The sequence below is a fragment of the Streptomyces sp. G45 genome (genome assembly GCF_049542095.1).
Taxonomy (GTDB): domain Bacteria; phylum Actinomycetota; class Actinomycetes; order Streptomycetales; family Streptomycetaceae; genus Streptomyces.
In genome coordinates, this window is sequence record NZ_JBMUZU010000001.1 from 4,608,448 (window position 1) to 4,627,616 (window position 19,169).

Here is a 19,169-nt window from a genome sequence, read left to right on the forward strand (position 1 = left end):
CGCCGTCCGGGACGCCCCGCTGGCGTCCCGCGGCGCGGGGCGCGGCTGCGGGGCGGTGGCCCGGACGTCAGTGGCGCGGCCAGCAGTCCCCGGCCACCAGGCTGTTCCACTCCTGGTCCGGTCGGCCGGGGACCGTCCTCCCCTGGGCGCTCCACCGGGTGAGGAGCGAGGCGTAGATCGGCTCCGCGAGGCCCTCCGGCGGCCTCCGGCTCACCGGAATGACGCCCTGTCGTTTCCATTTCCCGTTGGCGTCGGCCATTTTCCCTCCATAAAAGCGGTGACTCCATAAAAGCGGTGAACGGCTTCGCTGCTTTACGTACCTGATCACTCGCCGGACAAAACCGGCGCGGCCCCTGCGTACAGCTTTTCGTACCGCACTGGCCCACCGGAATCCGGAAACGCGTTCGCGCGGGTCCATTCGTCGCCCTCGGCTGACCGGGGCGTCGGCTGACCGGGGCATCGGCTGACCAGGGCGTCGAGTGACCGGGGCGTCGGGCGCGCCATCGGGCGCGGCTGCCGCGCCACCACCCAGCCGAGCAACACGAGGCTCCGTACCACCGGGGCCCTCTTCGAAGGGAATCCATCACCATGAAGAAGCTTCTGGCCTCCGCGGCCGTCGCTGCCTCCGTCACCGGCCTGGCGGCCGCCGCGGCCCCCCAGGCCATGGCCATCGGCAACGACGGCGGCACCCACACCCAGAGCGGCAACGGCGCCTCGCAGATCTACGGCAACTCCGCCACGTACGGCAACATGAGCCCGCAGATGGCGCTCATCCAGGGCTCGTTCAACAAGCCCTGCATCGGCCTGCCGGTCAAGGGCAACGTGGGCTCCGTGGTCGGCCTCGTGCCGATCAGCGTCCAGGACATCCCGATCCTGTCGTCCCCGCAGAACCAGCAGTGCGTCGAGAACTCGACGCAGGCCAAGGGCGACGAGCCGCTGTCGCACATCCTGGACGACATCTCCGTCCTCGCGGGCAACGGCAAGGGCAACCACTGACGTCTCCGCCGTCATCGGCTCCCGGGGCCAGCCGCCGCCGCGGCTGGCCCCGCGTGCGTCCGGCGCCGGGCGCGCGCACGAGGGGTGCGGGGAGGCCTCTTCCGGTCGAGTGAAGGGCGACCGCCGCGTGTCGGCGCCCAGCGAGTCATCACCGTGGCGCTTTCGTCCCCTGTTTGTATGCGGATTTACCAGATTGTGTGATCTGTCTGCTTGGAGGGACACCACATGCGAGTACTGAGAAAGCCCGGCATGGCCACGGTCCTGGCCGTGGGCACCGTCTGCGTCGTCGGCGTGACCTGTGGCTCCGCCGTGGCGGGCGACGCCGACCGGACCTCGGAGTCCACGGCGGCCCACGCGGCAGCGTCGGCACGCTCGGCCGCTGACAAGGCCCTGGCCAAGGCCGCCGCCGACACGGGCACCGCCGACCGCACCAGTAAGGCGGCCGAAGCGCTCTCGGCCACCACCGCCCGAGGGGACAGCAGCCACGAGGAACCCGCGTCCGGGTACGGCGACACCCCAACCCCCGAGAAACCGGCGACCGGCTACGGAGGCGACACCCCGAAGCCAGCGCCCGGCTACGGAGACGGCGACGACGGGGACGCCGACTACGGAGACGCTGGCCCTGAGGACTCCGGCTCCGGAGACACCGGGTACGGAGACACCGGGTACGGAGACGGGGACCACGGGAGCACCACGGCCTACGGAGACACCGGCTACGGAGACACCAGCTCCGGAGACACCGGCTACGGAGACACCGGCTACGGAGACGAGGACCACGGAAGCTCCGGCTACGGAGAGGACTCCCCCCAGACGCCTCCGCCCCCGGGGTACGGCGACGACACACCGCCGAGCCCGGCTGCGTCCACACCGCCGCCCAACTCCGACACGAAGCCGCCGACGCCGACGCCGTCGCCCTCAACCCCGACGACGCCACCCACCACCCCATCCACCCCATCCACCCCGTCGACACCGACAGCTCCGTCGACACCGAGCCCCTCCACGCCCACGACGACGCCATCCACGCCGTCTACTCCGTCCACACCGACGGCTCCGACGACTCCGTCGAGCCCCTCGACCCCGTCGAGCCCGTCGAGCCCGAGCCCGTCGAAGCCGCCGCACCTGCCGAACACCGGTCCGGGCGACTCCCTGGCCCTGATCGGCGCGAGCGGTCTCCTCATCGGCGCCGGAATCCTCGTACGCCGCTTCAACCGCAAGTTCGGCGCCCGAGCGTGACGGACAGCGCCGCTGCGGCATCCGCTGACGGCGCCCTGCGGCCAACGGCGCCGTAGGCGGCCGAGCGGCCTTCCGACACGGCGTCACGGTTCGCCGTACGCCCGCGGGTCACCGGGCCGAGTCACCCCGACTCGGCCCCAGGTGACGGCAGCTCAGCCCGGAGGGGGCACCCCCGGGAGTCAGCCGCGAGCGAGCGACACCAGCGCCGCGACGAACGTCAGCACGGCGGCCCCGACCATCACGACGCGCAGACTCGGGCCCCGGAGCCCGACGCCACCGACCGTGCGCGGCGCACGCGCATCCGGCTGGCGACAGCACCACTGGCACTCGCTCAGCGCGTCTCCCGCCGCCTCCAGCCAGTAGGCCCCGAGGAGCTCGGCGTGGACGACGGGTTCCCGACCACGTTCTTCGACACTGCCCATACTCGTGCAACGACCCCGCGTGACCCGGGGAACCCCGTCCCCGTGGACCGCAATCCGATCGTCACCGTCCCTCACCCACACGGCGGCACCTCGGTCGTCCACCGATCAACCGGTTCCATTCCGCGAATCGCACACCCGTCCCGCCCGGAGAGCAGAAGGTCAGGCCACCCACAGCCTGGTTTGCACCCCCACACTCCCTTTGCCCACACCTGCCACGGCCCACGGCCCCTCGCTCCACGGCTGGGCAAGCCCAAAGACAGAGCGCCACGGCGCCCCCCTGCGCGGACGACGACGGAAAACGACGGCAGCAGGCGACGACACCGCTAGCCGCCGGGTGCCCCGGGCATCCCCCGGCATCCCCCGGCGCCACCCGCCACCGCCCGCACCACGTCGATCGCGCCGACCGCACCCACCGAGCCCACCGAGCCCACCGAGCCCACCGAGCCCACCGCGCCCCCCCGGCACCCTCAGCACGAAAAAATCCCCCCTGCCCGCGTTTCCGCAGGTCAGAGGGGATTCATCACGTGGAGCCTAGGGGAGTCGAACCCCTGACATCTGCCATGCAAAGACAGCGCTCTACCAACTGAGCTAAGGCCCCGTGGGGGAGCCACCGGTGCGGAAAAATCACGTTCCGGTGAGCGTCGCAGACCAGAGTACCGGGTCACCCCGGGGATCTCGCAAAAGGATTGGGGGTCCCCGTGCGCGACCACTCTCCGTAAGATGCTCGACGTGGTTCGCGCGAGCGAACCACGGTCCAATGGGGAAGCGATGGGGAGACGCAACATGGACGCTGCACAACAGGAATCGACCGCAAGAGCACGAGAGCTCCAGCGGAACTGGTACGGGGAGCCGCTCGGGGCGCTGTTCCGCCGTCTCATCGACGATCTGGGGCTGAACCAGGCCCGGCTCGCCGGGGTGCTCGGGCTGTCCGCGCCGATGCTCTCCCAGCTCATGAGTGGCCAGCGCGCCAAGATCGGCAACCCAGCCGTCGTCCAGCGCGTCCAGTTGCTCCAGGAGCTGGCGGGGCAGGTCGCGGACGGCAGTGTGAGCGCCGCCGAGGCGACGGACCGCATGGACGAGATCAAGAAGTCGCAGGGCGGTTCCGTGCTGACCAACACGGCCCAGTCGACGTCGAGTTCGGGCGCGCCGACCGTGAAGCGGGTGGTGCGTGAGATCCAGTCGCTGATGCGCTCCGTCGCGGCGGCGGGCGACATCATCGATGCCGCGGACTCGCTCGCCCCGACGCACCCGGAGCTGGCAGAGTTCCTCCGGGTGTACGGAGCGGGCCGCACCGCGGACGCCGTCGCCCACTACGAGGCGCACCAGAACTGAGCCGTCCAGCCGGGCCGCTGCCGGGCGGCCCGGAAGGGGAGCGGGGCACGACCATGGGTGAGGTCTTCGCCGGGCGGTACGAACTCGTCGACCCGGTCGGTCGCGGGGGAGTCGGCGCCGTATGGCGTGCCTGGGACCATCGGCGGCGCCGGTATGTGGCCGCCAAGGTCCTGCAACAGCGCGACGCGCACACCCTTCTGCGCTTCGTGCGGGAGCAGGCGCTGCGGATCGACCATCCGCACGTGCTCGCTCCCGCGAGCTGGGCCGCGGACGACGACCAGGTCCTGTTCACCATGGACCTGGTCACCGGCGGCTCCCTCGCGCATGTGATCGGCGACTACGGAGCGCTGCCGCCGCGCTTCTGCTGCACGCTGCTCGACCAGTTGCTCGCCGGTCTCGCGGCCGTGCACGCCGAGAACGTCGTGCACCGCGACATCAAGCCCGCCAACATCCTCCTCGAAGCCACCGGCACCGGCCGACCGCATCTGCGCCTGTCCGACTTCGGCATCGCGATGCGCAAGGGCGAGCCGCGGCTGACCAAGACCGACTACGTCGTGGGCACGCCCGGCTACTTCGCGCCCGAGCAAATGATGGGCGCCGAGCCGGACTTCACCGCCGACCTCTTCGCCGTCGGGCTCGTCGCCCTGCATCTGCTCCAAGGGGCCAAGCCGGACGCCAAGGCGCTCATCGAGCACTTCGCGGAGCACGGCACCCCGGGGGCCCCGGAGGGCGTCCCGGAGCCGCTGTGGCAGGTCATCGCCACGCTGCTCCAGCCCGATCCGCAGGCGCGCTTCCGCACGGCGACCGGGGCGCGCAAGGCCCTCGCGTCCGCCGCCGAGGTGCTCCCGGAGCCCGGGCCCGACGACGAGCTCGTCGAGATCTTCGACCAACTCGGGCCGCTGCCCACTGGGTTCGGCCCCGACGGGCCGCTCACGCGGGCGCCGCAGCCGCCACCGGCCTCGCCGCCAGCGCCCCGGCAGGCCGCCCCACAGCAGCCCGCCACGCCGCCCTCCGGCATGCTGCCCTCCGGGTCGCTGCCGCCCGCCCCGCCCGGCGCCTCCACCGGCACGCCCCTGCCCGGCACTCCGCCGCCCGGGCCGCCGCCGTCCGCCCCGCCGCGCCCGGCCGCGCAGGAGACCGGCAGCTTCCACCTGGCCCCACCGCGGCAACCGCCGCCTCAGCCCACGCAACCGCCAACTCCCCCCACTCCTACGCCCCTTCCGGCGTCCGCCGCGGCCCCGCCGCCCACACCAACACCGCCCCCGCCACCCACACCCACTCCGCCCCCGCCCGCCCCTCCGGCCCAGGCCCCGCCGCAGCCGCCCCTGGTGTCCACACCCCAGCCCGCCTACGCGCACGCTCCTGCTTCTCAATACACCGGCCAGGTCGCGCGGGTTCCCTCCCCCGGCACGCCAATTCCGGCCTTCCCGCACCACGTTCAGGCCAAGGTGGAGCCCCTCCCGCCGGAGCAGGCGGTAGCACCGGAGCGCCCGCGCGCCCGCACCACTGGCTCCCGCACCACCGGCTCCCACGCCGCGCGCTCCCCTCGCACCGGTCCGCCCGCCAAGGTCGCGCTGCCGATGCTGCTGGCGGCGCTGCTCTGCTTCGCCGTGGGTTTCTGGGCCCTGACCCAGATCTGACGTGCGCTCAGCGGGCCAGCCGCACAGGCCCGCACAGGCCCGCACAGGCCCGTCGCCCCTACGCCGACCGCCCCCGCCGAGCCACCAGCGTCCACACCCCCAGTACCGCGACCAGCACCGTCCCCGTGCCGATCCCCGCCGCGGCGACGATCATCATGGCCTCGTCACCGGCATCGTCACCGGCGTCGCTCGCCACCCCACTGGCCTGCTTCGCGGGACCGTCCGCCGCGCTCCCCTCACGCGCCGCGTCCTCGTCCCGCTCGGTGACGGCGAACTCGTTCTCGGGCCGCGCCTCCCCCGCGTACGCCGGACCCCGCCGGGGCTTCCCGGAGACGTCCACGCGCAGGGTCAGGCCGACGGGGTCGTCTCCGAAGAGCGGGGCCACGTCCGGGGAGAGGTGCACGGCGAGGTAGTACCACCCGGCGAACCGCACTTCGGAGGCCCGGGTCAGGCGCGCGTAGCGGTTCTCGTACGCAACGGGTGGCAGGGCGGGCAGGTCGGCCGACCGCTGGCGGCCGTCGTACGAGGCCTGCACGTCGTCCACGGGGCGGCGGGCGGGGTTGAAGAGGGACACCACCAGGCCGCCGGACACGAAGTCGTCGCCTCGGGTGCCCCGGGCGGTCCGGCCGCCGCTCGCGCCGGTGCGGGGCTCGGCCGAGCCGCCGAGTTCGACGGTGGCCGAGAGCCGCTGCCCCCAGTCGACGGGCACCCGGTAGTAGCGGGTCTGCCCGGGCTTCACGCGGTCGTCCCAGACCCCCTTGGCGAGGGCGGGCGCCGAGGCGAAGCTGGTGCCGCCCGCGCGGGGTCTCGCCGCGCCCGTCGGGGGAGCGGGTGACGGGGGGTTCTCCGGGTCCGCCTCCAGAGGGGCGGTGGTCGCGGCGGGCCGCGCCAGACCGGGCTCGGACGCCACGTACAGCTCCAGGTCCCACTCCTCCGGAGTGGACGGCTTCTCCGTAGAGGTCGAACCGGGCGTCCTGGAGGGGGTCGTGCGCTCGACGACCAGGTAGTACGTGCCCGCCCTCGCGCACCGGCTGTCGCCCCCGGCGTCGCGCAGGGCCGAGGCGGTCAGCGGGCGCGGGCTGCGCGAGGACCCGAAGTGCGCCTCTCCGGAGTCGCAGAGGAATCCGTTGGCATCCTGGACGGACACCGTGATGCCGTCCGCGTAGCCGACCCGGCTGCCGAGGCTGGGGAGCGCGGTGACGGAGACGTACGCGTTGTCCGTGCGGTTGAGTTCGAGCCGGTAGTACAGCTCGGTGGTGCCCGTGGGGCCGGGGTGCTTGATGGCGCTTCGGTACGAACCGGGGAGCAGGGTCCGGCTGCCGGTGCCGCTCGGCGTCCCGGGGACGGTCGGCGCGTCCTCGGCGAAGGCGTACGGCTGGGGTTTCTCCGCCGCCCTGGCGGTGCCCGGCGGGGCCGTCGTATACAGGACGGCGGCCAGCGCCGCGACTCCTGCGGCGGCGGCCCAGGGACCCCGCCGAAGCCCGTCCCGCCTGTCCCGCCCGTCCTGCCCGTCCAGCCGGTCCCGTGCCCCACCCGGCATCGAGGCCTCCCTCTCACCCACGAGTGCTCTCCCTCAGCAGAGATTTACTCAAGCAAGGAACGACATCGCGCAAGCGAATCAAGACGGCGGGGAGGCACGGCACGCGTCAGCGCGGCACACAGGCGTCCTCGGGAAAGGCCCCCGCCAAGGCCTGAAGAGGCCGAAGAGGCTGAAGAGACCGAGGAAGCCGAGGAAGCCGAAGAAGCGGGACAAAAGCCTCCTCACACAGCACAGGACCCCGACCGCTCTGGCGACCGGGGTCCTGTGACGAGACTGCTGTCGATACTCACGAACCCGTGGGCACGGAGTCAGTCGCCTCCGTCCACAGATCCTGCTCGGCGCGATCCGCCTGGATCTGGCGGTACACGAGGAGCCCGCCGATGGCGGCCAGTGCGACCAGGAGAAGCTTCTTCACCGCGCGACCTCGTCTTTCCTTGACGTAGGGGACTTCTGGCGCCCGACTATACACACCGACCGATACCGATCGGTGATCTGGATCTGGCCCAACTCCCCGCCCCGGCACCGCAGTAGAAACGGATCGGAGTGCTCCGCCTACGCTCCGTCCATCACGACGTTCGCCGCCCTTGCCCCGCTTCCGGGGTTTCTCAGGGCTCTTGCACCCATCCGAGTGGTGTTCATCTGAACATCGGCGCGACGGGAGCGTCGGTCCCCCACTATCCGCCCCCCATACACATCATGAGGAAAGTACGCAAATCGCCCAACCCGAATGTGAGGGGCCATGCTCGCCATCCAGGCCACGAAGCTGTGGACCACGCTCGTCTCCGCCGTTCTCGCGCTGTTCGCCGCGCTCGGCTTCGGCCCGGCGGCCGCCGCGGCTCCCGTACAGCAGGCCACGACGACGTGCGAGGGCACGACGGACACCAGGGACACGACGGGTACGACGAGCGTGACGGCGCCCGTACTCGCGGCCTGGACGGCGGCGTACGAACGCTCCCTGCCCCCCACGATGAAGCAACGCATCCGCGCCGAGGCGCATGGCGCGACCCCGAGCTGCCGCCATCTGCCCAGCACGGACGCCGAAGCCTCCGCGGACACCGGCGCGCTGACCGGCGCGAGCCTCGCCGCCGAGCCGTAGCCCCCGGCACGGGCGCCCCGTACGCGCCGGGCACCCCGTGCGCCCCGTACGCCTTCGAAGCGGCGTACACCCCGTACTCACACAGAAGACCCCCAGCCGCTACTGGCTGGGGGTCTTCTCGCTGTGGGGCTAACTGGATTTGAACCAGTGACCTCATCCTTATCAGGGATGCGCTCTAACCAACTGAGCTATAGCCCCGCCGCGCTCTGCGGGGTGTGCCCCGCGCGCTGACCTCTGAAGATTAGCGCACGTCGGGGCCAGTCCCAAAATCGATAGTCCCGAGGGTCCTGAGCAGGCCCGACCACGGCCCTGGCGAGGCCCCTGCCCCAACCCTGAGCGGACCCCGAGCTGACCTGAGCGCGGCCCCAAGCGGGCCCTGAGCGGCCCCCGGCCAGCCCCCGCACCCGCACGGTCGACCCCTCACCCGCACCCCCAGGGCACACGAAACGGCCCCGGCGTCCTCCCCGAGGCACCCCGAAGGGGCGCCGGGAACGACACCGGGACCGTCCGTCAAGACGCCCCCGGCAGCCGCGCCGCGGCTACTCGTCCTCGGCCAGCGTCAGCTCGACGCCGCCGACGAAGCCCGCCGACAGGTTGTAGATGAACGCGCCGAGGGTCGCGAGCGCCGTGGCGAGGACCACGTCGATGACCGCGATGATCGTGGTGAAGATCAGCACGCGCGGCAGCGACAGGAACGCCTGGAGGTCGAAGCCGTTGGACTCGTTGGAGCCCGTCGCTTCGGAGATGGTGCCGCCGACCGTGGAGAAGACGCCCATCGCGTCCATGACCATCCACAGGACGGCCGCCGCGACGATCGTGCAGATGCCGAGCGCGATGGAGAGCAGGAAGCTCACCTTCATCACCGACCAGGGGTCGGCCTTGGCGACCCGCAGCCTGGCCTTGCGCGTGCGCGGGGTGGTGCGCGCCCCCGTGCGCGGGCGGCGGACCGCACCGGCCTGGTAGGCCTGCGGCGGGTGGTACGGCTGGCTGCCGCCCTGCTGCGGCGGCCGCTCCCCGGGCAGGGCGCTGGCGGCCCCGCCCTCCTCCGCCTCGGCCGTGCCCCCGGTCTTGGTCGTGGCACTGGCCTTGGTCGTGGCACTCTCGGCGATCTTCGTGCCGCGGCCTCGGGTGTCTGTCACAGTCCCCCCTGGGATCCATGAGACTCGTGGGAGTCCGATCCATCGGTGGCGGGTCCACGGGCACCGTCCGTGCCGGTTCCACTCGCTCCAGCGGCTCCGGCGCCCGTGGCCCCACTCACCATGAATCACTCCTCGCGCTACTCGGCCGGGGACCCCGTGCCCTCGTCCGTACCGACGGCCACGTCGGACGATTCGTCGACGTCGTCACCGTCGACCTCCTCGGCCTCGCGCCCCGCCTCGGCGTTGCGCGCGATGCCGACCACGGCGTCGCGCTTGCCCAGGTTGATCAGTTGGACGCCCATGGTGTCACGGCCCGTCTCCCTGACCTCGTTGACTCGCGTGCGAATCACACCGCCGGACAGGGTGATGGCGAGGATCTCGTCGCTCTCCTCGACCACCAGCGCGCCGACCAGCTCACCGCGGTCCTCGACGATCTTGGCGGCCTTGATGCCGAGACCGCCGCGCCCCTGGACGCGGTACTCGTCGACGGCGGTCCGCTTCGCGTACCCACCGTCGGTGGCGGTGAACACGAACGTACCGGGCCGCACCACATTCATCGAGAGCAGCTGGTCGCCGTCGCGGAAGCTCATGCCCTTGACGCCGGAGGTCGCGCGGCCCATCGGGCGCAGCGCGTCGTCCGTCGCCGTGAAGCGGATCGACTGCGCCTTCTTGCTGATCAGAAGCAGGTCGTCCTCGGCGGAGACCAGTTCGGCGCCGATCAGCTCGTCGTCCGAACCGTCGTCCGTCTCGCGCAGGTTGATGGCGATGACGCCGCCGGAGCGAGGCGAATCGTAATCCTTCAGTGGCGTCTTCTTGACCAGACCGCCCTTGGTCGCGAGGACCAGGTAGGGCGCCGCCTCGTAGTCCCGGATCGCGAGGATCTCGGCGATGGCCTCGTCCGGCTGGAAGGCGAGCAGGTTCGCCACGTGCTGGCCGCGGGCGTCGCGTCCGGCGTCCGGGAGCTCGTAGGCCTTGGCGCGGTAGACGCGGCCCTTGTTGGTGAAGAACAGCAGCCAGTGGTGCGTGGTCGAGACGAAGAAGTGGTCGACGATGTCGTCTTCCTTCAGCTTCGTGCCGCGCACGCCCTTGCCGCCGCGCTTCTGCGAGCGGTAGTCGTCCGTCTTGGTCCGCTTGACGTAGCCGCCGCGGGTGATCGTGACGACGATGTCCTCCTCGGCGATCAGGTCCTCGATGGACATGTCGCCGTCGAACGGCACCAGCTGGGAGCGGCGGTCGTCGCCGTACTTCTCGACGAGCGCGGCCAGTTCCTCGCTGACGATGCCGCGCTGCTTGGCGGGCGAGGCGAGGATCGAGTTGTACTCGTCGATCTTCTGCTGGAGCTCGTCGTGCTCCTGGATGATCTTCTGGCGCTCCAGGGCGGCGAGCCTGCGGAGCTGCATCTCCAGGATCGCGTTGGCCTGGATCTCGTCGATCTGGAGCAGGCCCATCAGGCCCTCGCGGGCGACGTCGACGGTGTCGCTGCGCCGGATGAGCGCGATGACCTCGTCGATGGCGTCCAGGGCCTTCAGCAGGCCGCGCAGGATGTGGGCGCGCTCCTCGGCCTTGCGCAGCCGGAACTTCGTACGCCGGACGATGACCTCGATCTGGTGGCTCACCCAGTGGCGGATGAACGCGTCGAGGGACAGCGTGCGCGGCACGCCGTCGACCAGCGCCAGCATGTTGGCGCCGAAGTTCGTCTGGAGGTCGGTGTGCTTGTAGAGGTTGTTGAGGACGACCTTGGCGACCGCGTCCCGCTTCAGGACGATGACCAGGCGCTGGCCCGTGCGAGAAGACGTTTCGTCACGGACGTCCGCGATGCCGCCGATCTTGCCGTCCTTGACCAGGTCGGCGATCTTCTGCGCGAGGTTGTCCGGGTTGACCTGGTACGGAAGCTCGGTGACCACCAGGCACTGGCGGTTCTGGATCTCCTCGACCTCGACGACCGCGCGCATCGTGATGGAGCCGCGGCCCGTGCGGTACGCCTCCTCGATGCCCTTGCGGCCGACGACGAGCGCGCCGGTCGGGAAGTCCGGGCCCTTGATGCGCTCGATCAGCGCGTCGAGCAGCTCCTCGTGCGAGGCGTCCGGGTGCTCCAGGGCCCACTGCGCGCCCGCGGCGACCTCGCGCAGGTTGTGCGGCGGGATGTTGGTCGCCATGCCGACCGCGATGCCCGCCGAGCCGTTGATCAGCAGGTTCGGGAAGCGGGACGGCAGGACGGTGGGCTCCTGGGAGCGGCCGTCGTAGTTGTCCGTGAAGTCGACGGTCTCCTCGTCGATGTCGCGGACCATCTCCATCGACAGCGGCGCCATCTTGCACTCGGTGTAGCGCATGGCGGCCGCCGGGTCGTTGCCCGGGGAGCCGAAGTTGCCGTTGGAGTCGACCAGCGGCATCCGCATCGACCAGGGCTGGGCGAGGCGGACCAGGGCGTCGTAGATCGAGGAGTCGCCGTGCGGGTGGTAGTTGCCCATGACGTCGCCGACGACGCGGGCGCACTTGTAGAAGCCCTTCTCGGGGCGGTACCCGCCGTCGTACATCGCGTACAGGACGCGGCGGTGCACGGGCTTGAGGCCGTCGCGGACGTCCGGCAGCGCTCGGGACACGATGACGGACATCGCGTAGTCGAGGTACGAGCGCTGCATCTCCGTCTCGAGCCCGACGGGCTCGATGCGCAGGGTCTGGCCGTCGTCCGCGGCAGGGGTGGGGTTGTTCTCGTCGGCCATGGCCGGTCAAGATCCTTTCGTACGTCAGTCAGCAGCCGTCGGGGCGCCTGACCGGCTCAGATGTCGAGGAAGCGGACGTCCTTGGCGTTGCGCTGGATGAACGAGCGGCGCGCCTCGACGTCCTCGCCCATGAGGACGGAGAACAGGTCGTCGGCCTGGGCGGCGTCGTCGAGCGTGACCTGGCCGAGGACCCGGTGCTCGATGTCCATCGTGGTGACGCGCAGCTCCTCGGCGTTCATCTCGCCGAGACCCTTGAAGCGCTGGACGGAGTCGTCCCTGATCCGCTTGCCGTTCTGGCGGCCGAGCTCGATCAGCGCGTCGCGCTCGCGGTCCGAGTAGGCGTACTCGAAGTCGTCCTTGCCCCACTTGATCTTGTAGAGCGGCGGGCGGGACAGGAAGACGTGGCCCGCCTCGACGAGCGGGCGCATGAACCGGAAGAGGAACGTCAGCAGCAGCGTGTTGATGTGCTGGCCGTCGACGTCGGCGTCCGCCATCAGGATGATCTTGTGGTAGCGGAGCTTCTCGATGTCGAAGTCCTCGTGGACCCCGGTGCCGAAGGCCGAGATCAGCGCCTGGATCTCCTGGTTCTGGAGGATCTTGTCGACGCGGGCCTTCTCCACGTTCAGGATCTTGCCGCGGATGGGCAGGATGGCCTGGTACTCCGGGTCGCGGCCGGACTTGGCGGAGCCACCGGCGGAGTCACCCTCGACGATGAAGATCTCGCACTTGGTGGGGTCGTTCGACTGGCAGTCGGAGAGCTTGCCCGGCAGGGACGCGGTCTCCAGGAGGCCCTTGCGGCGGGTGAGGTCGCGCGCCTTGCGGGCGGCCACGCGCGCGGTGGCGGCGGCGATGCCCTTGCGGATGATGTCGGCCGCCTCGTTCGGGTTGCGGTCGAACCAGTCCGTCAGGTGCTCGTGCACGACCTTCTGGACGAAGGTCTTCGCCTCCGTGTTGCCCAGCTTCGTCTTCGTCTGGCCCTCGAACTGCGGCTCGCCGAGCTTGACGGAGATGATCGCGGTCAGACCCTCGCGGATGTCCTCGCCCGTGAGGTTGTCGTCCTTCTCGCGCAGCAGCTTCTTGTCGCGCGCGTAACGGTTCACCAGACCGGTGAGGGCGGCCCTGAAGCCCTCTTCGTGGGTGCCGCCCTCGTGCGTGTGGATCGTGTTGGCGAAGGAGTAGACACCCTCGCTGTACTGCGAGTTCCACTGCATCGCGATCTCTACGGAGAGCAGGCGCTCCTTGTCCTCCGCCTCGACGTCGATGACGGTGGGGTGGACGACCTCGCCCTTGCGGGAGTTGAGGTACTTCACGAAGTCGACGATGCCGCCTTCGTAGTGGTACGTGACGGTGCGGGCCTCGGTGGCCTGGTCGTCGGTGGCCTCGGCGCTGTCGGCGCCCGCCGTGGCCTTGGCCGACTCCCGCTCGTCGGTGAGCCTGATCGTCAGGCCCTTGTTGAGGAAGGCCATCTCCTGGAAGCGCCGCGACAGCGTCTCGAAGGAGTACTCGGTCGTCTCGAAGATGTCGCCGTCGGCCCAGAAGGTGACGGACGTGCCCGTCTCCTCGGTGGCCTCGTGCCGCTCCAGGGGGGCCGTGGGGGCGCCGCCCTTGTAGTCCTGCGTCCAGCGGTAGCCGTCGGTCTTGATCTCCACGGACAGCTTGGTGGAGAGCGCGTTCACCACCGAGACACCCACGCCGTGCAGACCGCCGGAGACGGCGTACCCTCCGCCGCCGAACTTGCCGCCCGCGTGCAGCACGGTGAGCACGACCTCGACGGCGGGCTTCTTCTCGACGGGGTGGATGCCCACCGGGATGCCGCGGCCGTTGTCGACGACGCGCACGCCGCCGTCGGCCAGGATCGTCACGTCGATGGTGTCCGCGTGCCCGGCCATGGCCTCGTCGACGGAGTTGTCGACGACTTCCTGGACCAGGTGGTGCAGACCGCGCTCACCGGTCGAGCCGATGTACATGCCGGGCCGCTTGCGGACCGCGTCCAGCCCCTCAAGGACGGTGATGGCACTCGCGTCGTACGACGCGGCGGCCTCACCGGAGGCGTCGGGGGCCTCGGGAGGTACGGCGCCGGTGTCGCCGGCGGCGGTGGACGGGATGTTCTCGTTGGGGTTGCCGGAATCGGCCACGAAGCGCCCTTTCTGGCACAGCACAAGCCAAGCTCCCGGCGCTGGCCGGAGCGGCTGCGGCGTGTTGCGTTGGTAAGCCTGGTTCAGCTCTTGCTCAGCTTCTCCCGGTGCTCCCCACGACTGGGGCGGGATTGGCTTCCAGTCTACCGGTAGCGCCGACAGTGATGGGGGTTTGCCGGTACCTGAGTCCGCATGTGCCGCCCTGAACCGGCATCAGCCGACTCCCCATATTCGGGACCGGGCTCCAAGAGGCTCACAGCGGCACTCAGCGCTTCGGAAGATCAACCACCTGTTGCTGGCCGGATCCCGTCGCGATCAGGGCGCCGCCCGGTCGTCCGCCCGGTCATCCGTAGGTGTCGCCGGGGCCCGTGCTTCCGGGGGCGCGCAGGGGTCCGAAGCGGCGCGCGGGACCCCCGGGTCCGAGGACCTTGATGAGGCGGACGGTGCCGTGGCCCAGGTCCTCGTTGAGGCGGGCGACGAGCTGGGGGGCGAGCAGCCGCAGGTTGGTCGCCCAGGCCGTGGAGTCGCACAGGACGGTGAGGACGCGCTCGCCCTCGTCGTACCGCTGCGGCACGCAGTGCTTGGCCAGGTCCTCGCCGACGATCTGCGGCCAGCGGCCCATGACGCCGCCGACGGCCGCGGGGGTCTCCCAGCCGCGCTCGGTGATCAGGCGGTTGATGGCGGAGCCGAGGGGCAGCGGGTCGCGGCCGTCGGCGCGGGCGCCCGAGCGCAGTCCACCGCGGCGGGCCTGCTTCTTCTGCCGGGTCGCGTCGCCGCGGGCGCGGGCCTGCTCCTTGGCGGCGCGCAGGGCGACCCGGGCGAGGTCGACGCCGGAGGGCTCGGGGGGCGCGGGGCGTGCGGTGCCCGGCGTCTCCGGAGAGCCGGGGGTGGCCGGGGTCCGGGGCGGGCGCGGGGTGCTCGGTGTCTTCGGAGCGTCGGCGCCGGGCGCGGAGGGGTCGGTCATACGCGGCGCACCTCACCTTCGGAGACGGCGTAGCGGGTGCCGGTGAGGACGCCGGGCACGTCGTCGTCGACGGCGGCCGTCACCAGGACCTGCTCGCCGGGGGCGACCAGCTCCGCGAGGCGCTCGCGGCGGCGGGCGTCCAGCTCGGCGAAGACGTCGTCGAGGACGAGGACCGGCTCGTTGCCCTCCGCCCGCAGCAGGTCGTACGAGGCGAGGCGCAGGGCGAGCGCGTACGACCAGGACTCTCCGTGGGAGGCGTATCCCTTGGCGGGCAGCTGGCCGAGCTTGAGGAGAAGGTCGTCCCTGTGGGGTCCCACGAGGGTGACGCCGCGCTCGATCTCCTGCTTGCGGGCGTCGGCGAGGGCCGCCATCAGCTGTTCGTAGAGGGCTTCGCGCTCCTGGGCCGGGCCCGGTGCGGACGGCTTGTACTCCAGGGCGACGGGGCCGCCGCCGGGGGCCAGCTGCTCGTAGGCCTTGTCGGCGAGCGGCTGGAGGGCGGCGATCAGGTCGAGGCGCTGGGCGAGCAGCTCGGCGCCCGCGCGGGCGAGGTGCTGGTCCCAGACGTCGAGGGTGGTCAGGTCCATGGAGCGGCCGCCGTGGCGGCGGGCCAGGGCGGCCGACTTCAGCAGTGTGTTGCGCTGCTTGAGGACCCGGTCGTAGTCGGAGCGGACGCCCGCCATGCGCGGGGAGCGGGCGGTGATCAGCTCGTCGAGGAAGCGCCGCCGCTCTCCGGGGTCGCCCTTGACCAGCGCCAGGTCCTCGGGCGCGAACAGCACCGTGCGGACGATGCCGAGGATGTCACGGGGTCTGACCTGCGACGATCGGTTGACGCGGGCGCGGTTGGCGCGGCCCGGGTTCAGTTCGAGCTCGATGAGCTGCTGGCGCTCGCCCTGGCGGACGGCGGCCCGGACGACGGCGCGGTCGGCGCCCATGCGCACCAGGGGCGCGTCCGAGGAGACCCGGTGGCTGCCGAGGGTCGCGAGGTAGCCGACGGCTTCGACGAGGTTGGTCTTCCCCTGCCCGTTGGGGCCCACGAACGCGGTGACGCCCGGGTCGAGCGGCACCTCGACCCGGGCGTACGAGCGGAAGTCGGCCAGGGACAGATGCGTGACGTGCATGGTGTGCGCCGACCTCCCCCGGCCTACTTCCCTACGTGCGGTCCCGTCCCCCGCGGCCCGCACAGGCTGTGGACGGGGGCGCGGGGGCTGTGGACGGTGCGCGCGGACCGCCGGGCGCGGTCCACACGCTGTGGATCAGTGCTCGCCCCGCTGCTCAGGAGCGGGGACGCTCAAAAGCGCGGGGCGCGCACCTCCTGCTCAGTGCTCGCTCTTCGACTCGACGGCGTGGCCGCCGAACTGGTTGCGCAGCGCCGCGATCATCTTCATCTGCGGCGAGTCCTCCTGCCGCGAGGCGAAGCGGGCGAACAGCGACGCCGTGATCGCGGGCAGCGGCACCGCGTTGTCGATGGCGGCCTCGACGGTCCACCGGCCCTCGCCGGAGTCCGCCGCGTAGCCGCGCAGCTTGTCCAAGTGCTCGTCGTCGTCCAGGGCGTTGACGGCCAGGTCGAGCAGCCAGGAGCGGATGACCGTGCCCTCCTGCCAGGAGCGGAAGACCTCGCGGACGTTCTCCACGGAGTCCACGGCCTCGAGCAGCTCCCAGCCCTCGGCGTAGGCCTGCATCATCGCGTACTCGATGCCGTTGTGGACCATCTTCGCGAAGTGGCCCGCGCCGACCTTGCCCGCGTGCACCGAGCCGAAGTCGCCCTCCGGCTTGAGCGCGTCGAAGATCGGCTGCACCTTGGCGACGTTCTCCTCGGTGCCGCCGTACATCAGCGCGTAGCCGTTCTTCAGGCCCCAGACGCCGCCGGAGACGCCGCAGTCGACGAAGCCGATGCCCTTGGCGGCGAGCTCCTCGGCGTGCTTCTCGTCGTCGGTCCAGCGGGAGTTCCCGCCGTCCACGACGACGTCGCCGGGCGAGAGCAGCTCGGCCAGTTCGTCGATGGTGGACTGGGTCGCGGGCCCGGCCGGGACCATCACCCACACCACGCGGGGGCCCTTGAGCCTGCTCACCAGCTCTTCGAGGCTGTGGACGTCCGCGAGGTCCGGATTGCGGTCGTATCCGATGACGGTGTGGCCTGCGCGGCGGATGCGCTCGCGCATGTTGCCGCCCATCTTGCCGAGACCGACGAGACCGAGCTCCATCAGTGCGTTCCTTACTAGCGATGTGGCGTGGAGGCACGTCGACGGCCGCTCGGCGCTGAGCGGCGCCGCGTACCCGCGGCACGTTCGTACCCGCGTCCGAGCCTACGCCCGGACGCGGCCACACACCTGTGGGCTCAGCCGCTCAGACGTACGGGCATGATCAGGTACTTGTACGCCTCGTCGGCCTCGGCGTCGAGGGCGGGCTTGCCGCTCAGGAGCGCGGGCTTCGTCGACGTCGTGAACGACAGCTGGGCGACCGGGGAGTCGATCGCGCTCAGGCCGTCGAGCAGGAACGTCGGATTGAAGGCGATCGAGATGTCGTCGCCCTCCAGCTGGGCGTCGACCCTTTCCACAGCCTGTGCGTCGTCGCTGGAACCGGCCTCCAGGATGAGCACGCCCTGCTCGAAGCTGAGCCGCACCGGGGTGTTCCGCTCGGCGACGAGGGCGACGCGCTTGACGGCCTCCACGAAGGGGGCGGTCTCGATCACGGCGACGCTGTTGAACTCCGTCGGGAACAGCGTGCGGTACTTCGGCAGGTCGCCTTCCAGCAGGCGCGTGGTCGTACGGCGGCCCGCGCCCTCGAAGCCGATGAGGCCCTCGCCCGCGCCGGAGCCGGACAGGGCCAGCGTGACCGTGTCGCCGCTCGTGAGGGCCTTGGCGGTGTCCAGGAGCGTCTTGGCGGGCACCAGGGCGACCGCGGAGGCGTCCGGGTTCTCCGGCTTCCACAGGAACTCGCGGACCGCGAAGCGGTAGCGGTCGGTGGAGGCGAGCGTGACCGTGTCGCCCTCGATCTCGATGCGTACGCCGGTGAGGACCGGCAGCGTGTCGTCGCGGCCCGCGGCGATGGCGACCTGGGAGGCCGCCGAGGCGAAGACCTCACCGGGGACCGTGCCCGTGGCCGTGGGCATCTGCGGCAGCGCCGGGTACTCCTCCACCGGCAGGGTGTGGAGGGTGAAGCGCGAGGAGCCGCAGACCACCGTCGCCCGCACACCGTCTGTGGAAATCTCCACCGGACGGTTGGGCAGGGCGCGGCAGATGTCGGCGAGCAGGCGCCCGGAGACGAGGACCGTGCCCTCCTCGTCGACCTCGGCGTCCACGGAGACGCGGGCCGAGACCTCGTAGTCGAAGCTCGACAGGGAGAGGGCGCCCTCCTCGGCCTTCAGCAGCAGGCCCGCGAGGACGGGCGCGGGCGGCCTAGCCGGGAGGCTGCGTGCCGCCCACGCCACCGCCTCCGCGAGTACGTCGCGTTCCACCCGGATCTTCACTTAGCCGCCCTCCTGCTGTTGCTGGCACTGGGGACCAGTCTGACGCACCGCACTGACAGCCGGTGCCTGTCGGGGTCAAGTCGTGCCGAGAGGTCGAGACGGGCCGAGCGGCGAGTTGTGCACAGCCCCCGCTTCAAAGCGAAAACCGGACTCTCTCTAGTCGGGAGTAGTAGTAGGGCTTGTGGAAACCGTGGATAACCGCGAAAGCCCAGGTCACTACCCGTTTTTTGTCCACCGGGCCTGTGGGTGGCAGCCGTGGACAACTCGGGGGATCTGTGGACGGGCGAAAGTTCTGCACACCCGATGCACAGGAGAGGGGTACTTCTCCCCAGCCCTGTCCCCAGCTTTACCCAGCTTCCCCACAGGCCAACCCGGCACCTTTGTGTGATGCCTTTCACTCTCGCCGGTGAGAGGGCGCGTCGCGTTGCCGAACAGTGGACAGGCCTGGGGAGAAGCTGTGCACAACCGCCCCCAGCCTGTGGGTCG

At 71.1% G+C, this 19,169-nt stretch carries 16 protein-coding genes and 2 tRNA genes; 5 read left to right on the forward strand and 13 right to left on the reverse strand.

Annotated features, from left to right (window positions below):
• Positions 1–67 precede the first annotated feature (67 nt).
• Positions 68–259, reverse strand: a complete 192-nt coding sequence (locus ACOBQU_RS19170; RefSeq protein ID WP_423628570.1) for a hypothetical protein — start codon at positions 257–259, stop codon at positions 68–70.
• A 329-nt stretch (positions 260–588) separates the two neighbouring features.
• Here ACOBQU_RS19170 and ACOBQU_RS19175 point away from each other — a divergent pair, with 329 nt between their 5' ends.
• Both ACOBQU_RS19175 and ACOBQU_RS19180 read left to right on the forward strand, forming a co-directional pair.
• Positions 589–996 (forward strand): rodlin, encoded by a 408-nt coding sequence (locus ACOBQU_RS19175; protein ID WP_423628571.1) that lies wholly within the window; start codon positions 589–591, stop codon positions 994–996.
• 225 nt (positions 997–1,221) lie between these two features.
• Positions 1,222–2,229 carry an LPXTG cell wall anchor domain-containing protein gene (locus ACOBQU_RS19180; protein WP_423628572.1) on the forward strand — a complete coding sequence of 336 codons (1,008 nt, stop codon included), beginning with the start codon at positions 1,222–1,224 and terminating at the stop codon, positions 2,227–2,229.
• Positions 2,230–2,408: 179 nt separating this feature from the next.
• Here ACOBQU_RS19180 and ACOBQU_RS19185 read toward each other — a convergent pair whose 3' ends face one another.
• The gene (locus ACOBQU_RS19185) at positions 2,409–2,651 is read right to left on the reverse strand and encodes a hypothetical protein (RefSeq protein ID WP_423628573.1); all 243 of its coding nucleotides are present in this window, start codon (positions 2,649–2,651) and stop codon (positions 2,409–2,411) included.
• Between the two features lie 525 nt (positions 2,652–3,176).
• Positions 3,177–3,249 (reverse strand) — tRNA-Ala (locus ACOBQU_RS19190).
• Positions 3,250–3,434: 185 nt separating this feature from the next.
• On the opposite strand from ACOBQU_RS19190, the gene ACOBQU_RS19195 reads away from it, so the two are divergent.
• Positions 3,435–3,983: a helix-turn-helix domain-containing protein gene (locus ACOBQU_RS19195; RefSeq protein WP_423628574.1), complete on the forward strand. Its 549-nt coding sequence runs from the start codon at positions 3,435–3,437 to the stop codon at positions 3,981–3,983.
• Between the two features lie 53 nt (positions 3,984–4,036).
• Positions 4,037–5,623, forward strand: coding sequence for a serine/threonine-protein kinase (locus ACOBQU_RS19200; protein ID WP_423628575.1), 1,587 nt, complete (start codon positions 4,037–4,039; stop codon positions 5,621–5,623).
• Positions 5,624–5,681: 58 nt separating this feature from the next.
• On the opposite strand, the gene ACOBQU_RS19205 is transcribed toward ACOBQU_RS19200, so the two are convergent.
• Both ACOBQU_RS19205 and ACOBQU_RS19210 read right to left on the reverse strand, forming a co-directional pair.
• Positions 5,682–7,184 (reverse strand): hypothetical protein, encoded by a 1,503-nt coding sequence (locus ACOBQU_RS19205; RefSeq protein WP_423628576.1) that lies wholly within the window; start codon positions 7,182–7,184, stop codon positions 5,682–5,684.
• 265 nt (positions 7,185–7,449) lie between these two features.
• On the reverse strand, positions 7,450–7,578 hold the full coding sequence (locus tag ACOBQU_RS19210) for a DLW-39 family protein (RefSeq protein ID WP_003999697.1): 129 nt from the start codon (positions 7,576–7,578) through the stop codon (positions 7,450–7,452).
• Positions 7,579–7,902: 324 nt separating this feature from the next.
• Here ACOBQU_RS19210 and ACOBQU_RS19215 point away from each other — a divergent pair, with 324 nt between their 5' ends.
• A complete protein-coding gene (locus ACOBQU_RS19215) occupies positions 7,903–8,259 on the forward strand; it encodes a DUF6344 domain-containing protein (RefSeq protein ID WP_423628577.1) in 357 nt (118 codons plus the stop codon).
• Positions 8,260–8,383: 124 nt separating this feature from the next.
• Here the strand turns inward: ACOBQU_RS19215 and ACOBQU_RS19220 are convergent.
• The 8 genes from ACOBQU_RS19220 to dnaN all read right to left on the reverse strand — a co-directional run bounded on the left by ACOBQU_RS19220 (position 8,384) and on the right by dnaN (position 18,683).
• Positions 8,384–8,457 (reverse strand) — tRNA-Ile (locus ACOBQU_RS19220).
• A gap of 341 nt (positions 8,458–8,798) precedes the next feature.
• Positions 8,799–9,281 carry a DUF3566 domain-containing protein gene (locus ACOBQU_RS19225; RefSeq protein ID WP_423634587.1) on the reverse strand — a complete coding sequence of 161 codons (483 nt, stop codon included), beginning with the start codon at positions 9,279–9,281 and terminating at the stop codon, positions 8,799–8,801.
• Between the two features lie 254 nt (positions 9,282–9,535).
• Entirely contained in the window at positions 9,536–12,118 is a 2,583-nt protein-coding gene (gene gyrA, locus ACOBQU_RS19230) for a DNA gyrase subunit A (RefSeq protein WP_423628578.1), read from the reverse strand.
• 56 nt (positions 12,119–12,174) lie between these two features.
• On the reverse strand, positions 12,175–14,277 hold the full coding sequence (gyrB, locus tag ACOBQU_RS19235; protein WP_423628579.1) for a DNA topoisomerase (ATP-hydrolyzing) subunit B: 2,103 nt from the start codon (positions 14,275–14,277) through the stop codon (positions 12,175–12,177).
• 319 nt (positions 14,278–14,596) lie between these two features.
• A complete protein-coding gene (locus ACOBQU_RS19240) occupies positions 14,597–15,217 on the reverse strand; it encodes a DUF721 domain-containing protein (RefSeq protein ID WP_423628580.1) in 621 nt (206 codons plus the stop codon).
• A complete protein-coding gene (recF, locus tag ACOBQU_RS19245; RefSeq protein WP_423628581.1) occupies positions 15,214–16,335 on the reverse strand; it encodes a DNA replication/repair protein RecF in 1,122 nt (373 codons plus the stop codon). Before recF ends, ACOBQU_RS19240 begins: the two co-directional genes overlap by 4 nt.
• A gap of 198 nt (positions 16,336–16,533) precedes the next feature.
• Complete coding sequence (gene gnd / locus ACOBQU_RS19250; protein ID WP_423628582.1) at positions 16,534–17,418, reverse strand: phosphogluconate dehydrogenase (NAD(+)-dependent, decarboxylating); 885 nt, start codon at positions 17,416–17,418, stop codon at positions 16,534–16,536.
• A gap of 134 nt (positions 17,419–17,552) precedes the next feature.
• Positions 17,553–18,683, reverse strand: coding sequence for a DNA polymerase III subunit beta (gene dnaN, locus ACOBQU_RS19255; protein WP_423628583.1), 1,131 nt, complete (start codon positions 18,681–18,683; stop codon positions 17,553–17,555).
• Between the last annotated feature and the right edge of the window lie 486 nt (positions 18,684–19,169).